This window comes from Nocardiopsis xinjiangensis YIM 90004 (assembly GCF_000341145.1).
In the GTDB taxonomy this organism is placed as follows: domain Bacteria; phylum Actinomycetota; class Actinomycetes; order Streptosporangiales; family Streptosporangiaceae; genus Nocardiopsis; species Nocardiopsis xinjiangensis.
Genome location: NZ_ANBE01000002.1, coordinates 52,639 through 72,339, shown reverse-complemented (window position 1 = coordinate 72,339; position 19,701 = coordinate 52,639). Strand labels below are relative to the sequence as shown.

Below are 19,701 nucleotides of genomic sequence, written 5' to 3'. Positions count from 1 at the left end.
GGCGGGGCCGGCACCCGGCCCCGGGACCCTCTTCCACGAACGGGTCCTTGCGCGGGGCGCGGCCGGGTAGGCTGGGTGGCTCTTCTCCGGCCACCCCCCGACGGGTGCTGTGCGCTCTGACGATCGGAACGAACCGGGCCCTTGCGGCGACCGGGGCGGGACCCGCGCGCGAGCCGGCGCTTCCACCGTCCCGCCGACCTTCCGAGGCCGCCATGAGTACGACCGATCCCGCCCGCACCGCCGCGCCCGGGGTCGGGGGGCCCTCCCCCGACCCCGAGGTCCTCGCCGAACGCGAGCACCTGGCCGCCGCCCGCGACGCGCTCCGTACGATGCACGACGACGTCGCCGCCACGACGCTGATGATGAGCGGCGACGCCAAGGACGAGTTCAACGACGAGGCGGTCTTCCGGAACCGGCTGCGCCGCCTGGCCGACCTCTCCGACATCCCCGACGCGCCCCTGTTCTTCGGACGCCTGGACTTCGACCCCGGCACCGTCTTCCTCGACGAGGAGGACGGCGGCGAGGAGACCCGGGAGCGCTCCGACGGGCCCGACCGGGTACACATCGGGCGCCGCCACGTCCACGACGCCGACGGGCGCCCCATGGTCCTGGACTGGCGCGCCCCCATCAGCGTCGCCTACTACCGGGCCACCGCGAGCGATCGGATGCGGGTGCTCTCACGGCGGCGGTACGGCTTCACGACCGTGCCGACCGAGCCGGACACCTCCGAGGCCGTGCTCACCGCCTACGAGGACGAACCCCTGACCGCAGGCGAGGCCGAGGCACGGGAACGCACCGACGGCCTGCTCGCCACCGAGATCGAACGGCCCCGGTCCGGGCCCATGCGCGACATCGTCGCCACCATCCAGCCCGAACAGGACGACCTCGTGCGGGCCCCGCTGTCCACGACTCTGTGCGTGCAGGGAGCACCCGGCACCGGCAAGACCGCCGTGGGGCTGCACCGCGTGGCCTACCTGCTGTACTCCGAACGCGCGCGCCTGTCGCGCACCGGTGTGTCGATCGTGGGGCCCAACCGGTCGTTCCTGTCCTACATCCGCAACGTGCTGCCCGCACTCGGTGAGGTCGACGTCGGCCAGACCACTGTCGAGGAGATGCTCGAGGCCGGGCTGCCCGAACGCTCCCGTCCGAACGCCGGCTGGGTGCGCCGCACGGAGACGCCCGAGGCCGCCCGGATCAAGGGGGACGCGCGCATGGCCGAGGTGCTGCGCCGGGACCTGTGGTCGCGCCTGCGCACCCCCGAGGAAGCCGTCATGGTGCGTGAGGGGTCACGGCGATGGCGGCTGTATCCCGAGGACCTGCGCCCGTTGGCGGACGAGCTCGCCGGGCGCGGCGTCACCTACGGGTCCGGGCGCGACCTGCTCTCCCACCGCGTCGCACACGCGATCCTGACCCTGATGGAGAGCGAGGGCCACACCTGCGACGACCGCACCCACGAGCGGGTACGCCGAGATCCGGCCGTGCGCCGGGCCGTCACCGCGATGTGGCCCAAGGCCGACCCGCTCAAGCTCGTCCTGGAGCTGCTCGGCGACCCCGAGCGCTTGGCCCGTGCCGCCGACGGGATCCTCACCCCCGACGAGCAGGCGTTGCTGCTCCTGCCCGGGCGGCCGCGCGGGCCCAAGTCGGCGCGGTGGTCCCGCGAGGACCTGGTACTCGTGGACGAGGCCTCCGCGCTGGTCGAGCGCGGAGGCGGTCTCGGGCACATCGTCGTGGACGAGGCCCAGGACCTGAGCCCCATGCAGTGCCGGGCCGTGGGACGACGGGGCGCCGGCGGGTCCTTCACCGTTCTGGGCGACGTCGCGCAGGGTACCTCGCCCGGTGCCACACGGAACTGGTCCACGCTCCTGGAGCACCTGGGCAGGCCCACCGGACACCTGAGCGTGCTCGACCGGGGTTACCGCGTGCCCGCGCAGATCATCGACTTCGCGGCACGTCTGCTCCCCACGATCGCCCCGGGGCTGGGCGCTCCGGTGGCGGTGCGCCGCGCTTCCGGGGCACTGCGGATCACACCGGCCTCCGAGGGCCTCACCGACGCTGTCGCCGACGCGTGCCGCACCGCCCTGAGGGGCCAGGGGTCGGTCGGTCTCATCGCCGCCGACACGGAACTTCCCGGCCTGTGCACGGCCCTTGCCGGGAGCGGCCTCAAGGCCCCGGTTCTCGGTGACGACGGGACGGAGCTCGACTCGGCGCGCCTGGTGGGCGTGCCCGCGAGCCTGGCCAAGGGCCTGGAGTTCGACGCGGTGGTGGTCGCAGAACCCGCGGCGATCGTCGACGCCGAGGCCCGCGGACACAACCGCCTGTACGTGGTTCTGACCCGCGCCGTCAGCACCCTGCACGTGGTCCACGCCCGTCCCCTGCCCGAGGCCCTCGCCTGATCCGCTCCGCGCGGGGCACCGGCGGGCGGTGCCCCGCGTCAGCGGACGGTGGTCGAGGCGCGCACCGGGGCGTCCTTCCACGGGCCGGGCAGCACACCCGCGGCCACCAGCCACAGGGCGAGCGTGGCCAGGTGGAACCGCTCCGACAGGCCCAGCGCCACCCCGGACGAACCGTCGCCGGAAGCGGAGTACACGACGAACGCGGTGACCAACACCGACGCCGCGGCGACCGCCTGCAGGACCGCGACGGCCACCACGACCATGCGCGCCCGGTCGCCGGCCGACCACCGGTCCACCGCCAGGGCGATCACCGCGGCCAACGCCGCGAGCACGGCGACCACCGCCGTCAGCGCCTGTGCCACGCCCGCGCCCGCCACACCCTCGGCCAGCGCCTCGCTCGCACAGGAGACGTCCGTGGAGATCACACACGGCCCGGAGAACAGAGTCGTGGTCAGCGAGGCCGCTCCGAACACGGCCGTCGACACCCAGGACACGGTCAGGGCCGGTCCGCGCTTGCGCCCGAGCATCAACCCCAGAACCGCGGCGACCAGCACCAGGATCGCGGCGGCGCGGTGCGCGCTCTCCAGAATGATCCCGAGGGTGGACCCGGGGGCGACCAACGCACCCTGCGTGTCGGCCGCGCCCGGCAGGACGACCTCCAAGGCCCAGAAGCTGTAGGCGATGGCCGCGGCCACGGCGGCGACCCGCCCGTCCCGGTGATCCCAGTGCAGCTGTCCCGTGTTCGGCATTCCCGCCCCCAGTGTCCACGGTTCCCTCATGGGAATTAGGACGGCGACGAAGGCCGTCTGGTTCCCGTCCTGGCGTGTCCTCCACGGGCCCGAAGGCCCCTCGTCCGTCCTACACCAGCTCACCGGAGATCAACCGGACGCACGCGGGCCGGAACCCGACCTGTGCGGCCGGGCCCGTGTACCCCGACTCGCGCCGGGGCTGTTATCCACGGGTGTGTGTTCTCGCGGGATGATCGTGGGAGGACCGGTGGACTCCGGGGTACGTGAGGACGAACCAGAAAGGCGCACACGATGGACGGCGCAACCCCGACGCGCTGGGTGATCGTGGGGGTGGACGGCAGCGACTCCAGTCGTCATGCCCTGGAGTGGTCGGCCCATCAGGCCTCGTTGCGAGGGCTGGGGGTACGCATCGTGGCGGGGTCCGGCCCCCTGGCGCCGGTCGGGGTCTTCGGCCGCAACACCCGGGCCGAACCCTGGGCCGCGAGCGAGGAGGAAGCGGGCGGCGCCGACCGGCTCCTGGCCTACGCGGCCGACTGGGTGGGCCGCCTCTTCCCCGAACTGGAGATCCGCACGACCCTGTCGCACGAACGCCCGACCGATGCCCTGCTCGCCGAGACGGAGGTGGAGGGCGCGGCCGTGGTCGTCATCGGTTCGCGCGGGCTGAGCGCGGTCGTGGCGGCTTTCGTGGGGTCGGTGGGGCTCGAACTCGCGGCGCGTTCGCCCATCCCGGTGGTGGTCCTGCCGCACGAACACGCCGCCGCGCACGGGGTCCGCAGCCGCGTGATCGTGGGCGTGGACGGTTCCGAACCCAGCCGCCGTGCGCTCTCCTTCGCCTTCCGCCAGGCCGAGTTCGCCGGCGCGGAACTGGTCGCGGTGAGCGCGTGGCAGCCGTTGGTGGCTTTCGCTGCGGCCACGGGTCCGATCCCACCGGAACTCTTCGACGACGCCACGGCGGCCGAGGCGGCCCGTCAGGCCCTGGAGGAGGAGCTCCACGAACCGTCCCGGGCCCACCCCGCTGTGGCGGTCTCACGGCGTGTGGTGCGTTCACATCCGGTCGTGGCACTGCTGGAGGAGGCCACGCCGGCCGACCTCGTGGTGGTCGGATCCCGGGGGCGCGGGGGATTCCGCGGGCTCCTGCTGGGATCGGTGAGCCACTCGGTCCTGCACGGCGCCCGTGGCCCGGTGGCGATCCTGCGCTGACCGGAAGGGCCGCGCGCGCGTCGTTCCAGGGCGTTCGGGCGGGTAGCGGACAGAGGTCTAGTCCGCCTGTCCGGCCGCCCGTCATCGTTGTGTGACCAACAGCACGGTCGATCGGTGCTGGTGGGGCACTTTCCCGTGATGCAGGGGAAAGCGGCTCCGAGCAGCGCCGGGGCGTGGTCTGTGAAAACGTGTGCCCGGTTCCCACCCGATACTCCGAACCCCCTGCTGTAGTGCGGGTTCCGGCGTGCCGCCTGGACTGTTTTAGACCACTGGACTATACCAATTGGTCACTGTGCCGGATCGTCGTTCATGATGCGAGAGATCTCGTCATTCAAAGAGGAGCCGCTGTGACTGCTGACGTGGGGACCGACGTGGGGGCCGCCCCGACCGAACACGAGGAACTCGTTACGTGGGTTCGGGAGATCGCCGAACTCACCCAGCCCGACGAGGTCGTGTGGTGTGACGGCTCCGAAGAGGAATGGACCCGGCTCACCGACCTGCTGGTCGAGCAGGGCACCTTCAAACGCCTGAACCCGGAAAAGCGCCCCAACAGCTTCTACGCCGCATCCGACCCGAGCGACGTCGCCCGCGTGGAGGACCGCACCTTCATCTGCTCCGAGCGGAAGGAGGACGCGGGGCCCACGAACAACTGGGTCGCCCCGGACGAGATGCGCGCCACCTTCGGCGAGGTCTTCAAGGGCGCCATGCGCGGACGCACGATGTACGTCGTCCCGTTCTGCATGGGACCCCTGGGCGGCGACATCTCCCAGCTCGGCGTGGAGATCACCGACTCCCCCTACGTCGTGGTCTCGATGCGCATCATGGCACGCATGGGTTCGGAGGCCCTGCGGCTCATCGAGGAGCGCGGCGACTTCGTCAAGGCCGTGCACTCCGTGGGCGCCCCGCTCGAGCCCGGCCAACAGGACGTGCCCTGGCCCTGCAACTCCACCAAGTACATCTCGCACTTCCCCGAGACCCGCGAGATCTGGTCCTACGGCTCCGGTTACGGCGGCAACGCCCTGCTCGGCAAGAAGTGCTACGCACTGCGCATCGCCTCGGTGATGGCCCGTGACGAGGGCTGGCTCGCCGAGCACATGCTGATCCTCAAGGTCACCTCGCCCGAGGGCGAGTCGCACTACGTCGCCGCCGCCTTCCCGAGCGCATGCGGCAAGACCAACCTCGCCATGCTCCAGCCCACCCTCCCGGGTTGGAAGGTGGAGACCGTCGGTGACGACATCGCCTGGATGCGTTTCGACGAGCAGGGCCGGCTCCGCGCCATCAACCCGGAGGCGGGCTTCTTCGGTGTCGCGCCCGGCACCGGCGCCAAGACCAACGCCAACGCGGTCGAGGCCCTCTGGGGCAACAGCATCTTCACCAACGTCGCCCTCACCGACGACGGCGACGTGTGGTGGGAGGGCCTCACCGAGGAGCCGCCGGCCGGCCTCACCGACTGGAAGGGCCGCCCCTGGACGCCGGGTTCCGGTGAGCCCGCCGCCCACCCCAACTCCCGCTTCACCACACCGGCCGGACAAGCGCCGACGATCGCCCCCGAGTGGGAGGACCCCGCGGGTGTGCCGATCTCGGCGATCCTCTTCGGCGGCCGCCGGGCGACCGCCGTGCCGCTGGTGACCGAGTCCTTCAGCTGGCAGCAGGGTGTCTACCTGGGTGCCAACGTCTCCTCCGAGAAGACCGCGGCCCAGGAGGGTTCCGTCGGCGAGCTGCGCCGCGACCCCTTCGCGATGCTGCCCTTCTGCGGCTACAACATGGGCGACTACTTCGCCCACTGGCTCAAGGTCGGGCGCGAGGCCGACGCCGCGAAGCTGCCGACGATCTTCTACGTCAACTGGTTCAAGAAGGACGACGACGGCCGCATCGTCTGGCCCGGCTTCGGGGAGAACGGCCGTGTCCTCAAGTGGATCGTCGAGCGCCTCGAGGGCCGCGCGGAGGCCGTCGAGACCCCGATCGGCCGTGTCCCGGTCGCGGACGGCATCGACACCGAGGGCCTGGACCTGTCCGAGGACGACATGGAGTTCGTCCTCGACGTGGATCCCGAGGTCTGGAAGCAGGAGGCCGCCCTGGTCCCCGAGTTCTTCGCGACCTTCGGTGACCAGTTCCCGAACGAGCTCTGGGACGAGTACCACGCCCTGCTGGACCGACTCGGACAGTAGGGCCACAGGCCGATCCACCCTTCTCCGCGCGAAGGGCCGGCCATGAAGGGGGCGCGGGCACCGAGGTGCCCGCGCCCCCTTCTTCTCGTACGCCCGGCACGTGGCGCCGGATGTGGCGGCGCCGGTCGCCGCGACCGGAATGCCCAACATGTGAGAAGCGCTGGTCACGTGTTGATACCGGGTGTTAATCTCGGCCCATGATCGCGCTCTTCCGACGGCCACCCGGTGACCATCCGCGGGCGGCCGTCATGTTCTGCGGGTCCTGATGAAACACCGGGCGGCAGGGGCCGCCCGCCCGAATCCCTGTTTTTCCGATCTGAAACCCAGACAGAGGTTGAGTCATGACCGCTGATGCCACACCCGAGCAGCCCTGGTCCTTCGAGACCCAGCAGATCCACGCAGGGGCCCAGCCGGACCCGGCCACCAACGCCCGTGCCACTCCCATCTACCAGACGACCTCCTACGTCTTCCGCGACACCCAGCACGGCGCTGACCTGTTCAGTCTCGCTGAACCGGGCAACATCTACACGCGGATCATGAACCCCACCCAGGACGTCCTGGAACAGCGTGTGGCCGCTCTGGAGGGCGGTGTCGCGGCGGTGGCCTTCGCCTCCGGCTCGGCCTCCACCACCGCCGCCGTCCTCAACCTGGCCGGAGCGGGCGATCACGTGGTGGCCAGCCCCCTCCTCTACGGCGGCACCTACAACCTGTTCCGCTACACGCTGCCCAAGCTCGGTATCGAGGTCAGTTTCGTCGAGGACCAGGCAGACCCCGAGTCCTGGCGTGCGGCCACCCGCCCCGAGACGAAGATGTACTTCGCCGAATCGCTGGCCAACCCCGGCGGCAACGTCCTGGACGTGCGTGCCGTCGCCGACACCGCGCACGCCGAGGGCGTGCCGCTCATCGTCGACAACACCGTGCCCACCCCCTACCTGCTGCGGCCCATCGAGCACGGCGCCGACATCGTCGTGCACTCGGCCACCAAGTACCTGGGCGGCCACGGCACCACCGTCGCCGGTGTGGTCGTGGACGGGGGCACCTTCGACTTCGGTGCCCAGGGCGACCGGTTCCCCGGCCTCGTCGAGCCGGACCCCAGCTACCACGGCCTCAAGTACTGGGAGGCGCTGGGCCCGGGCGCCTACGCCACGAAGCTCCGTGTGCAGCTGCTGCGTGACACCGGTGCGGCCATCGCCCCGTTCAACAGCTTCCTCATCCTCCAGGGCATCGAGACGCTGTCCCTGCGGATGGAGCGCCACGTCACCAACACCCAGGCGCTCGCCGAGTGGTTGGAGTCGCGGGAGGAGGTGGAGAAGGTCTACTACGCGGGCCTGGAGTCCAGCCCCTTCAACGAGCAGGCGCGCACGTACCTGCCGAAGGGCACGGGCGCCGTCGTCTCCTTCGACCTGCGTGGCGGGACCGAGGCCGGACGGGCCTTCGTGGACGGGACCGAACTGTTCAGCCAGCTGGTCAACATCGGCGACGTGCGCAGCCTCATCGTCCACCCGGCCAGCACCACGCACAGCCAGATGGGCCCCGAGGAACTGGAAGCAGCCGGTGTGACCCCGGGCCTGGTCCGGCTGGCCGTCGGGTTGGAGAACCTGGAGGACCTCAAGGCCGACCTGGAACTGGGCTTCCAGGCTGCGAAGGCGCACCAGTGAGCGAGACTCCCAGCCGTCCCGTCGCCGGTGGGTGGCGGGACGGCGACCCCGTGGGCGAGCGGCTCTGGATCGAACTGGACACGCCCCTGGAACTGGAGTCGGGCGAGGTCCTGCCCGACGTGCGTATCGCCTACCAGACCTGGGGCGAGCCCGACGCGCACGGCACCAACGGGGTTCTCGTACTGCACGCCCTCACCGGCGACTCCCACATCACCGGCCCGGAGGGCCCCGGGCACCCCAGCCCCGGCTGGTGGGAGGGGCTGGTCGGTCCGGGGCTGGCCCTGGACACCGACAAGTACTTCGTGGTGGCGCCCAACGTGCTGGGCGGCTGCCAGGGAACGACCGGCCCCTCGAGCCCCGCGCAGGACGGGAAGGCCTGGGGGAGCCGGTTCCCGCGCATCACCATCCGTGACACGGTGCGTGCCGAGGAGGCGCTGGCCGACGCCTTGGGGATCGATTCCTGGGCGGCGGTGGTCGGCGGTTCCATGGGCGGCATGCGTGCCTTGGAGTGGGCGGCGACCTTCCCCGAGCGTGTGCGCCGGCTCCTGGCCCTGGCCTGCCCGACGGCCACGTCCGCCTGGCAGATCGCCTGGGCCGCGCCCCAGTTGCACGCCATCCGCGACGATCCGGACTGGTGCGGTGGCGACTACCACGGCACCGGTCGTTCCCCGGACGCCGGGCTGGGGGTGGCACGACGGATCGCGCACATCACCTACCGGGGCGCCGACGAGTTCGACGAGCGTTTCGGCCGTCTTCCCCAGGAGGGGGAGGACCCCAGGTCCGGTGGCCGGTACGCGGTGGAGTCCTACCTCGACCACCATGCGCGCAAGCTCTCCCGCCGCTTCGACCCGGCCAGCTACGTCCTGCTGACCGAGGCGATGAACGGCCACGACGTGGGGCGGGGCCGGGGCGGCATGGCCCAAGCCCTGAAACGGCTGCCCGAACGGACCATGGTCGCGGGGGTGAGCAGCGACCATCTCTACCCGTTGGCGCAACAGGAGGAGATCGCCGCCCACCTGCCCGTTCCCGGGCGGGCGCGGGTCATCGTGTCACCGCACGGCCACGACGGTTTCCTCGTCCAGACCGACCAGGTGNGGCCCCACCCGGTGGCCGGCCCCGCCGCGTCCGTCCTCTGCTTCCGGCCCCTTCACCTTCCCGGACGGCACCCGAGACAGAGGACCGGGACGAAGACAACGCCGAGCACTGGCCCGATACCCCGCTGGACCAGGCCTGTGCGGACGACTGCGCGGGGCAGCACGTGCCGACGTTCTGGTCCACCAAGCGGCTGGAACAGATCACCACCCGGGTTCACGACGGTGACGAGTACACCACCGTGGACTCCTGGGAGTTGGAGCACGCCTTCCCCGAACCCGGGGACGGTACCGACCCGGCCCTGTGGCTGGAATCGATCACCCACACCGGCCACACCGGGGGCGACACCGAAAGCAAACCGGCGATCACCTTCGGCGGCACGCCGATGCCCAACCGCATCGATTCCACCACCGACGGCCTGGCGCCGATGAACAAGTGGCGTATCACCGCCGTCTACACCGAGTCCGGTGGCCAGGTCGACGTCAACTACGAAGAACCCGACTGTGACCCCGACGACCTGCCCGAGGCGCACGAGAACACCCAGCTCTGTTATCCGGTGGTCCGCACCCACAACCCGGGCGCGGACGAAATCACCGACTGGTTCGCCAAGTACCCCGTCACCGAGCTGGTCGAGGTCGACCTGGTGGGCGGCCAGCCCGACCAGATCACCAGCTACGACTACGTGGGCGAGCCTGCGTGGCGGTACATGGACGAGGACGGGTTCACCGACCAGGACCAGTTGACCTGGTCGCAGTGGCGGGGCTTCGACCGGGTGATCGTGCGCACCGGACACGAGGACGAGGTCCGGACCGAGACCGAGCACCTGTTCTTCCAAGGCATGGACGGTGATCATCTGCCGGACGGCACTCGGTCGGTGGAGGTCACCGACTCGGAAGGCAACTCCGTCGAGGATCACGAGGTCTTCAACGGGCAACCCCGCGAGGAGATCGTCCGTGACGGCGTGGACGGGGAGGTGGTCTCCAAGACCATCACCACCCCGTGGAAGAACGAGACGACTCAGACCTCCCATGACTGGGACCTGGTCGCGCACATGACCGGGACCGAAGAGACCGACACCTACACCGCGCTCGACGACGGCGAGTTCCGCCGGACCCGCACCGTCAACACCTTCGACGACTACGGGATGATCGAATCCGTGCACGATCACGGCGACGTGGACGAGGACGGTGACGAGCGGTGCACCCTCACCACCTACGCCCGCAACACCGATGACCATCTGCTGGACCGGGTCTCCCGGACCCGGGAGCTGGCCTCGCCCTGTGGGGACGAGCCCTCCTATCCCGACGATGTCATCAGTGATGAGCGCACCCTCTACGACGGAGGGGACTTCGGTGATGAGCCCGCCCACGGGCGGCCCACCCGGACCCAGCGGGCCGTGGACTTCGACGGGGACACACCCAGCTACCGGACGGCGACCGAATCGGAGTTCGACGACTACGGGCGCGCCGTCTCCGTCACCGACGCTGAGGGCAACACGACCACCACCGAGCACACCGCCGCCCATCCCGGCGGACACGACGTGAAGGTCGAGACCACCAACCCCTTGGGGCACACCACCATCGAGGAGTTCGACGCCCGATCCCAGCCGGTCGCCGAGGTCGACGCCGACGGTAACCGGACGGAACTGGCCTACGACCCCCTGGGCCGGCTGACCGAGGTGTGGTTGGCAGATCGCAACCGGGACGTGGACATGAGCCCCTCGAAGCGGTTCGAGTACGAGTTCAGCAAGGACGAGCCCACCACGGTCACCACCCACACCCTCAACGCGTCCGGTGACTACACCACGAGCTATCAGCTCTTGGACGGGTTCCTGCGCGAGCGCCAGACCCAGGAAGCCGCCCCGGGCGGCGGCCGGGTGCTGACCGATGTCTTCCATGACAGCCGTGGCAACACCGTCATCGAACGCGAGCCCTACTTCAACGAGGAAGAACCGAGCGGGGAACTGTTCGTGGTCGACAACCACGACGAGGTCCCACGCTGGACCCGCACCGTCCACGACGGCGCCGGTCGCGCCACGGACGAGATCGCCATGTCCCGTGGTGTGGAGCAGTGGCGTACCAGCACCGAGCACCTGGGGGACCGGATCCTGATGACCGAGCCCGAGAGCGGTACCGGTACGACCGCCATCACCGACGTACGCGGCAACACTGTCGAGCTGCGCAAACACCACGGTGAGGAGCCCGAGGGCGACTACGACTCCACGCTCTACACCTACACCCCCCGCGACGAACTGGAGACGGTCACCGACCCGGGCGGCAACACCTGGTCCTACACCTACGACCTGCTGGGCCGGCAGACCACGGAGGAGGACCCCGACACCGGGACCACGAGGACGGTCTACGACGCCCTCGACCGCCCGGTCCAGGTGACCGACGCCCGAGGCGAGTCCTTGTACACGGTCTACGACGACCTGGGCAGGAGGGTCGAGCTGCGCCAGGGCGACGCCGAGGGTGATCTGCGTGCCTCGTGGGAGTACGACACCGTCGCCGTGGGCGAGGTGACCTCCTCCACCCGTCACGAGGGCGGTGAGGAGTACACCACGGAGGTCCTCACCTACGACGACCTCTCGCGCCCGGTCAACCGTGCGTTCCACGTCCCGGACTCCGAAGGGGAACTGGCGGGTTCATACCGGTTCCGTACGACCTTCAACCCGGATGGGAGCGTGCGGGCCACGACGATGCCCGGGGCGGGGGCACTGCCCACCGAGGTCGTGGTGAACAGCTACGACGACCTGGGCAACCTGACGGAGCTGGCGGGCAACGACCGCATCATCACCGATGCGGACTACTCCAAGATCGGCAACCTGGTCCAGCGTGAGTTCTCCCGGGGCGCGCTGGGTTCCTCCGACACGTGGCAGACCTTCGACTTCGACGAGAAGACCAACCGGCTGGACATGGCCAGTGTCGTCCACGAGGTGGGGGACGGGTCGCTGTCCACGCAGCACTACGACTACGACGACCGCGGCAACCTCCTACGGATCAACGACGAACCCACCGCTGAGGAACGGGCCGACGACGTCCAGTGCTTCGAGTACGACCATCTGCGCCGTATGACCCAGGCATGGACCCCCGATGCCACCGGTGAGGAGGCCTGCGCCGCAGACCCGGACGCCCAGGAGCTGGGTGGTGCGGCGCCGTACTGGCACTCGTTCGCCTACGACGAGGCCGGCAACCGGGTCGAGGAGGTCCAGCGCGGACCCTCCGGTGACATCACACGCTCCTACTCCTCCCCCGAGGAGGGCGAGGGGCCGGCACACGCGGTCTCCGAGGTCTCCCAGGACGGTGTGTCCGGACAGTCCACGCACTCCTACGACTACGACGCGGCCGGGAACATGGTCTCCCGCTCCACCGGGGAACACGACCAGGAGCTGGAGTGGGGGCCCGAGGGCAAGCTGGCTCGGGTCACGGACGGGCTGGAGTCGACCGAGTACGTCTATGACGCCGAGGGCGAGCGGCTGTTGCGCCGGGCCAACGGGGCCACCACGCTCTACCTTCCGGGGATGGAAGTCACCTGGGACCCGGCCGAGGGCACTGAGGAAGCCACCCGTTACTTCCAGCATGCGGACGAGACGGTGGCGGTGCGTGAGAATGACGGGGTGTTGTCTTGGGTGTTCTCCGATCAGCACAACACCGGGCAGGTCGCGGTGGATGCGCAGGTTGGTGAGGTGGTCCAGCGGCGGATGAGCGTGTTCGGTCAGGACCGGGGCATCGAGGGTGTGTGGCCGGGTGAGCGGGGTTTCGTGGACGGAACCGTCGATGAATCCACCGGGTTGACCCAGTTGGGTGAGCGTGCCTATGACGCGGACCTGGGCCGGTTCGTCTCGGTGGACCCGTTGATGGACCTGGCGGAGGCGCAGACGATGAACGGGTATGCCTACTCCAACAACAGCCCGGCCACGTTCGGTGATCCCACCGGGTTGTCCTGGCATCCGGCCCGTGGGTATGCCCCCATGCCGGACTACGGGAGTCTGCCCTCGCCCCACCCGGCCCGTGGGTATGCCCCCATGCCGAATTACGGGAGTCTGCCCTCGCCGCATCCGGCTCGGGGTTTCGCGCCTCCCACCCCGAACGTGCAGCGGGCGTTCAACTCATCGATTGACACGCCGAAAAGCTCGCATACGCGGCGGTATACCTCCCACACGGTGTCTCCGCAGGAGAGCGCTCTCAACGAATCTGCACACCAGGAAGAAGAAAGCACTTCTTTCTGGGAAAGCGCTGGTAACTGGGTGAGTGACCGTTACACCACCGATGAAGGATGGAACTGGGGAAACATCCTTGGTGACGCAGGACTCGCTCTTGGGATTGCTGGAATGTTCGCTTGCCCCGTGTGCGGGGCTGCTGGAGCAATCGGGGCCAGTCTTTCTATGGGAAGCGGAGCCTGGCATGTGAGTCAGGGTAATTCTGGGTCAGCTGCGTGGGGTCTACTTGCAGGAGTCCCTCTCCTCGGAGGTGTAGGTGTGCGTAGTGTTTCTGTCATTCGAGGGTCCCAGGCGCAAGGACGATGGTGGTCGCATATCACTACCAATAATGGGGTTATCCGTAACCGCAAGAGAGAGTTCGAAGAGCTGAGTCCCGTTTGGCTGCAAATGAAGCTGCGATCGCTACTTCAGCAAGCAGTGCTTCATCGGCTTTGGGGCATGCGGGCGCCCATATTAGTATCGGTGGCGTAGCCTATAATGAAGCAGGCGTATTTCGGTTTTCGGGAAAGTGATGAACAGGAAAAGTAAGTCAGGCATTCCCTTGTGCCAGTGGATTGGAGTGAAGCGGGTAATTCCTACTCTGCTCGCCTTGTTGTTTCCTTCTACGCGTGACTTCTTTTCATATATTGAAGGTATTAGATTAGAGGGAAGGGGGGATGGCATCAGCCATGAGGAGGCGCGCATGGTTTGCCAGGCTGAGGGGGCTTTTTCAGCTGTCTATGGCACTGTCATTGGTTTAATTTTGTTGATATCCCATATTTTGCTAGTGGATTATTTCTCCCTTTATGACAGTAATGTGCTGGCGGACCTCTCTGTTTTCATTGGCATGACTCCCTTTATGGCGATTACTTTTATTGAAGTTTTTGAGTATGCAAGAGCTTTTCTTGGGGGGGTGGAGGGAAAGGGAAGCTTCAAGCTTATCGGCCCTGTTGCATATGCTTTGCTTTTTGTTTTGATATATTCTTTTTGGGCTATTTTCTTCTTGCATTCTTAGTTTGGTTGACTTGCTCACGCGGGTGAGACGGTGGCGGTGCGTGAGAACGGCGGGGCGTTGTCCTGGGTGTTCTCCGATCAGCACAACACCGGGCAGATCGCGGTGGATGCGCACGTTGGTGAGGTGGTCCAGCGGCGGATGACCGTGTTCGGTCAGGACCGGGGCACCGAGGGTGTGTGGCCGGGTGAGCGCGGGTTCGTGGATGGCACCGTCGGCGAACCCCTGTCCGGCCAGGACTGACGGACGCGGCGCGGGCGTTCGCGCGCAGGCCCGCGGCGCAGATGGGCCGGATGTGTGCTCAGAGGGGGCGTCGGTGTCCCGGATCCCGGTGTCGGGTTCGCGGTGGTGGTCGGCGATGCCCGCACGGCCACGTCGACCGTACGCCGCCCGTTCCCGGGCAGGCGGCCCTGCCGTTGGGCCGTTGCCGGCAGGATCAGCGCCTCCCTGCAGGTGTCGGGCCGGCCCCCTTGAAGGGGAGGGGCATCTCGGTGCCCGCTACCCGGCATCGGGCATGTGTACATCCGGTGCCATGTGCACCTTCAGTACATGGGTGACATGCAGACGGAGTCCATTCGCCAGGTCAGGGACCACAGCGCCGATGTGGTGGACCGTGCGGACAGAGAGGACGAGCCCACCGTCATCACACGGAAGGGGAAAGAGGTCGTGGCGGTCGTGCCGATCGAGATGCTCCGCCATGACAAGCGCCTCGAAGAACAGGAGATCCTCGCTCTGGTCGAGGAGCGGATGTCGAGCAAGGCGCCCGGCATCCCGATGGAGGACGTCATGGCCGAGGTCCTGGCGGAGGGCGGGTGAGCTACCGCACCGTTTTCCGTCCGGAAGCCAGGGCCGAGATCCGCAGACTTCCCCGGAACGTGGTCATGAAGCTGACCGAGTCGGAGAACGATCCCTGGGCGTTCGGTGTCACGGTTCTGGTGGGAAACCCCGCGGTGCGACGCTTGCGTGTGCTCGACTACCGGGTGATCTACACGGTGGAACAGGGGCGGATGATCATCTGGGTCGTCCACGTGGGACACCGTTCGGACGTCTACGGCTGAATCGGGGCCGACTTACGGCGAATGCAGGCGCAGCACGGCGTGCTCGGCCCACTCGGGCGGCCGGGTGAACCGGGAAATGACCATCATCGTGGTGAACGCCAGCGGGATCGTCCACGCGGCGGGCTGGGCGAGCAGCACGTCGATCAGGCCGCCGGGGGTGGGCAGCAGCACCGACCAGCCCACCGCGCCGGTCGCGGTCACGGCGCCCACGACCAGGCCGGTGGCCGCACCGGGCAGGGTCAGGCGCCGCCACCAGATGCCGAGCACCAGCAGCGGGCAGAACGTCGAGGCCGCCACGGTGAAGGCCCACACCACAAGCACGTTGATGTCGGTCATCTGCGCGGGCAACGCGAGCAGCACCGCCACACACGCGCCCACCGCCACACCCAGGCGCAGCCGGGGCACATTGCTCTGGAACAGGTCGTGCGAGAGGCCCCCGGCCAGGGCCAGCAGCAGCCCCGAGGAGGTCGACAGGAACGCACCGAAGGCGCCGGCCGCCACCAACGCGGTCAGGAAGGTCCCGACCGACCCCGACACCGCGTGGTCGGGGAGCACCACCGCGACGGTGTCGGTGCCCTGCAACAGCACCAGTTGGGGCGTCAGCACCCGGCCGAGCAATCCGTAGACCGTCGGGAACAGGTAGAACATGCCCAGGAGCGCGATCACCACCACCGCCACCCGGCGTGCCACCCGCGCCGTCGGGCTGGTGTGGAACCGCATGATGACGTGCGGCAGCCCCATACACCCGAACGTCAGGGCCAGCAGCGTCGACCACGTCTCGAACAACGGGTACCCGCCCTGGTTCAGCAGGGGTGTGCCCCACCGTTCCCCGCCCAGCTCGGGAAGGCCCTCCGGCCGGGGCACCGACGCTCCCTCGGGGAACACGTACTCGGTGCCCTCGGTGACGGTGTGCGACCCCTCGCCCAGAACGACCTCCTCCCCGGAGGTGTCGGTGACCGTGACGGGCTCCTCCAGGGTGAAGCGGGTGTCGACGGCGAACTCCACCGGGACCGTGTCCGGGAAGTGTGTGCCCCACTCCGGGTGCAGGACCTCGGCGCGGGTGTCGGCGCCCGCGTGTACGACCAGGTAGATCGCCGGTACCGCCAGGAACACCAGCTTCACCACGTAGTGGAAGGCCTGGACGTAGGTGGCCGAGCGCATCCCGCCGGCCGCGATGGACCCGCTGACCACGAGGCCGGCCAGCACGACCCCCACCCAGTACGGGGTTCCGCTGACCAGGCTCAGCACCACACCGGCGCCCTTGAACTGGGGCACCAGGTACAGCAGCATGATCAGCAGCACCACACAGCCGCACAGTTTGCGCAGGCGGGGCGCGCCCAACCGGTACTCGGCGAAATCGGGGACGGTGTAGGCGCCCGAACGCCGCATCGGACCGGCCACGAGCGCGACGACGGCCACGTATCCCGCGGTGAACCCGACCGCGTACCAGATGGTGCCCAGACCGTTCTTGAGCAGCAGCCCGGCCAGGCCCAACACCGATGCGGCCGACAGGTACTCACCGGCGATCGCCAGGGCGTTCCAGTTGGGGGAGACCCGGCGGGAGGCCACCAGGAAGTCGGAGGCCGAACGCGCCGCGCGCACACCGTAGACACCGATGAGGAGGCTGATGACCAGGAGCAGCCCGATGGCCGCGACCGAGGTCACGGCCCCACGTCCCGTTCCTGTCCCGGGTCGCCGGACACCCCGGAGCGCTCCTTCACCGGCTTCGAGCCCCGCTCCCGCTCGGCACGCTCCTCCACCCGCTCGGCCGAGCGCATGTGCCAGAGCGCGAGACCGAACAGCAACGGGTAGAGCGCCGCCGTCAGCAGCAGCCACGACAGCGGGACCCCGGCCACCCGTACTTCACCCAGCTGCGGGAAGGCCACGAAGGCTCCGCTCACCCCGAACAGCAGCAGCGACAGCAGCACGATCGTGCGCAGCGCCCTCCACCGCTGTGCACGGAACACCCGCCGTGCCGCCTCGGTGTCGACGGGGCCGGGGATCGGCAACAGGTGTTGGGCGGGCCGGTTGCCGCGTGCCAGGGCGACCCGGGTCTGGGGGCTGGTGAGTTTCTCGCGGCGCGGGCTCATGAGGCCTGCCGCGGATCGTGCTCTCCGTCCCTGGGCCGGGCCGCACGCCCCAGCTGGTCGCGTTTGGCCGCCTCCAGGAGCTGTTGGCGCAGGTGGCGGCCGTGGCGGCGGCTCACCGGGACGTCACCGGCCGGGGTGCCGGCGACCAGCCCGGAGGAGGAGGTCACCCGCAGGTCCCGCACCCAGGGGATGGCGACGAGGAAACCCCGGTGCGCACGCACGAACCCGGCCGAGGCCCATACCTCCTCCAAGTAGGACAGCGGCAGCCGGATCAGGTGGCCGCCCTCGGCAGTGTGCAGGCGCACGTAGTCGCCCTGGGCCTCCACGAACTGCACCTCGTCGCGTTTGACGAACACGGTGCGCCGCCCGGTGTCGATCTGCACCACGTGCAGGTCCTCGGCCGGCGACCCGCCGTTCTCCGGGCGCCGCAGTTGCGCGATGCGTCCCACCGAGTCCGACAGGCGTTCGGGCCGGATGGGTTTGAGCAGGTAGTCGACGGCACCGATCCCGAAGGCCTCCACCGCGTGCGCCTCGGAGGCGGTCACGAACACGATCGAGGGCGGCTCCGACAACACACTCAGCACCCGGGCCACGTCCATGCCGTCCAGCCCGGGCATGAGGATGTCGAGGAAGGCCGCGTCGATGGTGGTCGTACCGAGGAGCCGCACCGCTTCGGCCCCGTTGTCGGCCGAGTGCACCTCGGCGACCTCGGGCATGTCCGACAGCAGCGCCGCCATCTCCTCGCGGGTCGACGACTCGTCCTCCACGACCAGGACTCGGAGATCACCGCTCACTGGGCCACCACCCCCCTCATGAATCTGGGAATCCGTACGGTCACCTTGGTGCCCTCACCGAGGCCCGTCTCGATCACCAGACCGTACTCGGGCCCGTACACGGCACGGAGACGCTGGTCCACGTTGGCCAGCCCCACACCCCGGGCCTCGGGCCCGGTCCCGGCCAGCAGAGACCGCGCCAGATCGGGATGCATACCGACCCCGTCGTCCTCGACCTCGATGACACACAGCGGGCCCTCGCCGTACCCGGACACCCCGATGTGGCCCTGCCCTTCCTTGCGCTCCAGCCCGTGCCGGACCGCGTTCTCCACGAGGGGTTGCACGACCAGGAACGGGACCGCCACCGGAAGCACCTCCGGCGCCATCTGCACGGTGATGTCGAGGCGGTCGTGGAAACGGGCGCGCTGCAGCTCCAGGTAGGTCTGCACGGCCTCCAGCTCGTCGGCGACCGTGGCGTAGTCGCCCTTCTCGGAGAACCCGTAACGCAGGTAGTCGGCGAAGTCCGACAGCAGGTGGCGGGCCCGGTCGGGGTCGGTGCGCACCAGGGCGGAGATGACCGCGAGCGCGTTGTGCACGAAGTGGGGGGAGATCTGTGCGCGCAGGGTCCGCAGGTCGGCGGAGGCGATCCGGGCGCGCGCCCGGCGCAGGGTGGCGTGGTCGAGGCAGTCCGAGACCAGCGACGCCGAGGCCTCCACGTCGGCCTCGGCGGGGTCGCCGATGGCGATCAGCGCGCCGGAGAGTTCGTCGGCCACGGTCAGGGGGCAGGCGTAGACCTCGGCGCCGTCCGGGAGCCGGGTGCGGGAGCAGGCGCCGTACTCGAAGACCTGGGAGAGCACCGTCCCGACCTCCTCGGCGGTGGGTCTGCGCCCGTGGGAGGCCACACAGCCGTCGAGGTCGGCGAGCACGACCCCGTCCACGCCGAGCATCCGGCGCAGGCGTTTGGCCGCGGTCCGTACGGTCCGGCCGTGCAGACCGTCGCGGAGGTCGAGCCCGAGCGCGTGCACCTGGCGCATCAACTCGGCGCTCGCCCGATGGTCGCAAGAGCCCGGGCGCCGGGTGGGGAGGATCCACGACAGCCACCGATTCGACACGAAACGACACTATCCCAGCTGGGTGTGTCGCCGATCACGCGTGGATCACCTTTCGGTTCGGACCGGAAACGGGCTTCCGGACACTCCGCCGCCCTCTTTGCGGGGCGGACACGGGCCGGGCCCGCCCTCCCCAGCGGCAGGGAGGACGGGCCCGGTCGCGGTGCGGGCCGCCGGCGGTGGACGGACGGGGACCATCGC

General features: G+C 69.2%; 14 protein-coding genes and 1 pseudogene. 10 read left to right on the top strand and 5 right to left on the bottom strand.

Going from position 1 to position 19,701, the window contains the following annotated elements; translation table 11 throughout:
* Nucleotides 1–212: 212 nt before the first annotated feature.
* Nucleotides 213–2,393 carry a HelD family protein gene (locus tag D473_RS0100455; RefSeq protein WP_017607123.1) on the top strand — a complete coding sequence of 727 codons (2,181 nt, stop codon included), beginning with the start codon at nucleotides 213–215 and terminating at the stop codon, nucleotides 2,391–2,393.
* 38 nt (nucleotides 2,394–2,431) lie between these two features.
* Here D473_RS0100455 and D473_RS0100450 read toward each other — a convergent pair whose 3' ends face one another.
* Nucleotides 2,432–3,142 (bottom strand): hypothetical protein, encoded by a 711-nt coding sequence (locus D473_RS0100450; RefSeq protein ID WP_017607122.1) that lies wholly within the window; start codon nucleotides 3,140–3,142, stop codon nucleotides 2,432–2,434.
* Nucleotides 3,143–3,433: 291 nt separating this feature from the next.
* Here D473_RS0100450 and D473_RS0100445 point away from each other — a divergent pair, with 291 nt between their 5' ends.
* From D473_RS0100445 to D473_RS0100410, 9 genes and pseudogenes are all read left to right on the top strand, one after another.
* Nucleotides 3,434–4,342, top strand: coding sequence for a universal stress protein (locus D473_RS0100445; protein WP_017607121.1), 909 nt, complete (start codon nucleotides 3,434–3,436; stop codon nucleotides 4,340–4,342).
* A gap of 359 nt (nucleotides 4,343–4,701) precedes the next feature.
* Nucleotides 4,702–6,510, top strand: coding sequence for a phosphoenolpyruvate carboxykinase (GTP) (locus D473_RS0100440; protein ID WP_017607120.1), 1,809 nt, complete (start codon nucleotides 4,702–4,704; stop codon nucleotides 6,508–6,510).
* 341 nt (nucleotides 6,511–6,851) lie between these two features.
* Nucleotides 6,852–8,168 (top strand): bifunctional o-acetylhomoserine/o-acetylserine sulfhydrylase, encoded by a 1,317-nt coding sequence (locus D473_RS0100435; protein ID WP_017607119.1) that lies wholly within the window; start codon nucleotides 6,852–6,854, stop codon nucleotides 8,166–8,168.
* Nucleotides 8,165–9,262 (top strand): annotated as a pseudogene (gene metX, locus D473_RS23885) (homoserine O-acetyltransferase MetX); the annotation flags it as partial. The gene D473_RS0100435 and the pseudogene metX, both read left to right, overlap by 4 nt.
* A gap of 164 nt (nucleotides 9,263–9,426) precedes the next feature.
* The gene (locus tag D473_RS23880) at nucleotides 9,427–13,950 is read left to right on the top strand and encodes an RHS repeat-associated core domain-containing protein (protein ID WP_241474666.1); all 4,524 of its coding nucleotides are present in this window, start codon (nucleotides 9,427–9,429) and stop codon (nucleotides 13,948–13,950) included.
* A gap of 40 nt (nucleotides 13,951–13,990) precedes the next feature.
* Nucleotides 13,991–14,473: a hypothetical protein gene (locus tag D473_RS26995; RefSeq protein ID WP_152436724.1), complete on the top strand. Its 483-nt coding sequence runs from the start codon at nucleotides 13,991–13,993 to the stop codon at nucleotides 14,471–14,473.
* 30 nt (nucleotides 14,474–14,503) lie between these two features.
* The gene (locus D473_RS0100420; protein WP_017607117.1) at nucleotides 14,504–14,713 is read left to right on the top strand and encodes a hypothetical protein; all 210 of its coding nucleotides are present in this window, start codon (nucleotides 14,504–14,506) and stop codon (nucleotides 14,711–14,713) included.
* 306 nt (nucleotides 14,714–15,019) lie between these two features.
* The gene (locus tag D473_RS0100415; RefSeq protein WP_026126468.1) at nucleotides 15,020–15,286 is read left to right on the top strand and encodes a type II toxin-antitoxin system Phd/YefM family antitoxin; all 267 of its coding nucleotides are present in this window, start codon (nucleotides 15,020–15,022) and stop codon (nucleotides 15,284–15,286) included.
* The gene (locus tag D473_RS0100410; RefSeq protein WP_017607115.1) at nucleotides 15,283–15,528 is read left to right on the top strand and encodes a type II toxin-antitoxin system RelE family toxin; all 246 of its coding nucleotides are present in this window, start codon (nucleotides 15,283–15,285) and stop codon (nucleotides 15,526–15,528) included. The genes D473_RS0100415 and D473_RS0100410 overlap by 4 nt, the downstream gene beginning before the upstream one ends.
* Nucleotides 15,529–15,540: 12 nt before the next feature.
* Here the strand turns inward: D473_RS0100410 and D473_RS0100405 are convergent, their stop codons facing one another.
* From D473_RS0100405 to D473_RS0100390, 4 genes are read right to left on the bottom strand one after another with little or no spacing between them, the layout of a single operon-like run.
* Nucleotides 15,541–17,193, bottom strand: a complete 1,653-nt coding sequence (locus D473_RS0100405) for a sodium/solute symporter (protein WP_017607114.1) — start codon at nucleotides 17,191–17,193, stop codon at nucleotides 15,541–15,543.
* Nucleotides 17,190–17,618 (bottom strand): hypothetical protein, encoded by a 429-nt coding sequence (locus tag D473_RS0100400; protein WP_017607113.1) that lies wholly within the window; start codon nucleotides 17,616–17,618, stop codon nucleotides 17,190–17,192. The genes D473_RS0100405 and D473_RS0100400 overlap by 4 nt, the downstream gene beginning before the upstream one ends.
* A complete protein-coding gene (locus tag D473_RS0100395) occupies nucleotides 17,615–18,412 on the bottom strand; it encodes a LytR/AlgR family response regulator transcription factor (protein ID WP_017607112.1) in 798 nt (265 codons plus the stop codon). Before D473_RS0100395 ends, D473_RS0100400 begins: the two co-directional genes overlap by 4 nt.
* Nucleotides 18,409–19,425, bottom strand: coding sequence for a sensor histidine kinase (locus D473_RS0100390; RefSeq protein WP_017607111.1), 1,017 nt, complete (start codon nucleotides 19,423–19,425; stop codon nucleotides 18,409–18,411). The genes D473_RS0100395 and D473_RS0100390 overlap by 4 nt, the downstream gene beginning before the upstream one ends.
* Nucleotides 19,426–19,701 lie beyond the last annotated feature (276 nt).

What these genes read in the sequence shown, in the direction of transcription:
- D473_RS0100450 (WP_017607122.1), bottom strand. Translation starts at nt 3,142, where the DNA reads ATGCCGAACACGGGACAGCTGCACTGGGATCACCGGGACGGGCGGGTC.
- D473_RS0100415 (WP_026126468.1), top strand. Translation starts at nt 15,020, where the DNA reads ATGGGTGACATGCAGACGGAGTCCATTCGCCAGGTCAGGGACCACAGC.
- D473_RS0100445 (WP_017607121.1), top strand. Translation starts at nt 3,434, where the DNA reads ATGGACGGCGCAACCCCGACGCGCTGGGTGATCGTGGGGGTGGACGGC.
- D473_RS0100390 (WP_017607111.1), bottom strand. Translation starts at nt 19,425, where the DNA reads ATGCGCCAGGTGCACGCGCTCGGGCTCGACCTCCGCGACGGTCTGCAC.
- D473_RS0100400 (WP_017607113.1), bottom strand. Translation starts at nt 17,618, where the DNA reads ATGAGCCCGCGCCGCGAGAAACTCACCAGCCCCCAGACCCGGGTCGCC.
- D473_RS26995 (WP_152436724.1), top strand. Translation starts at nt 13,991, where the DNA reads ATGAACAGGAAAAGTAAGTCAGGCATTCCCTTGTGCCAGTGGATTGGA.
- D473_RS0100435 (WP_017607119.1), top strand. Translation starts at nt 6,852, where the DNA reads ATGACCGCTGATGCCACACCCGAGCAGCCCTGGTCCTTCGAGACCCAG.
- D473_RS0100455 (WP_017607123.1), top strand. Translation starts at nt 213, where the DNA reads ATGAGTACGACCGATCCCGCCCGCACCGCCGCGCCCGGGGTCGGGGGG.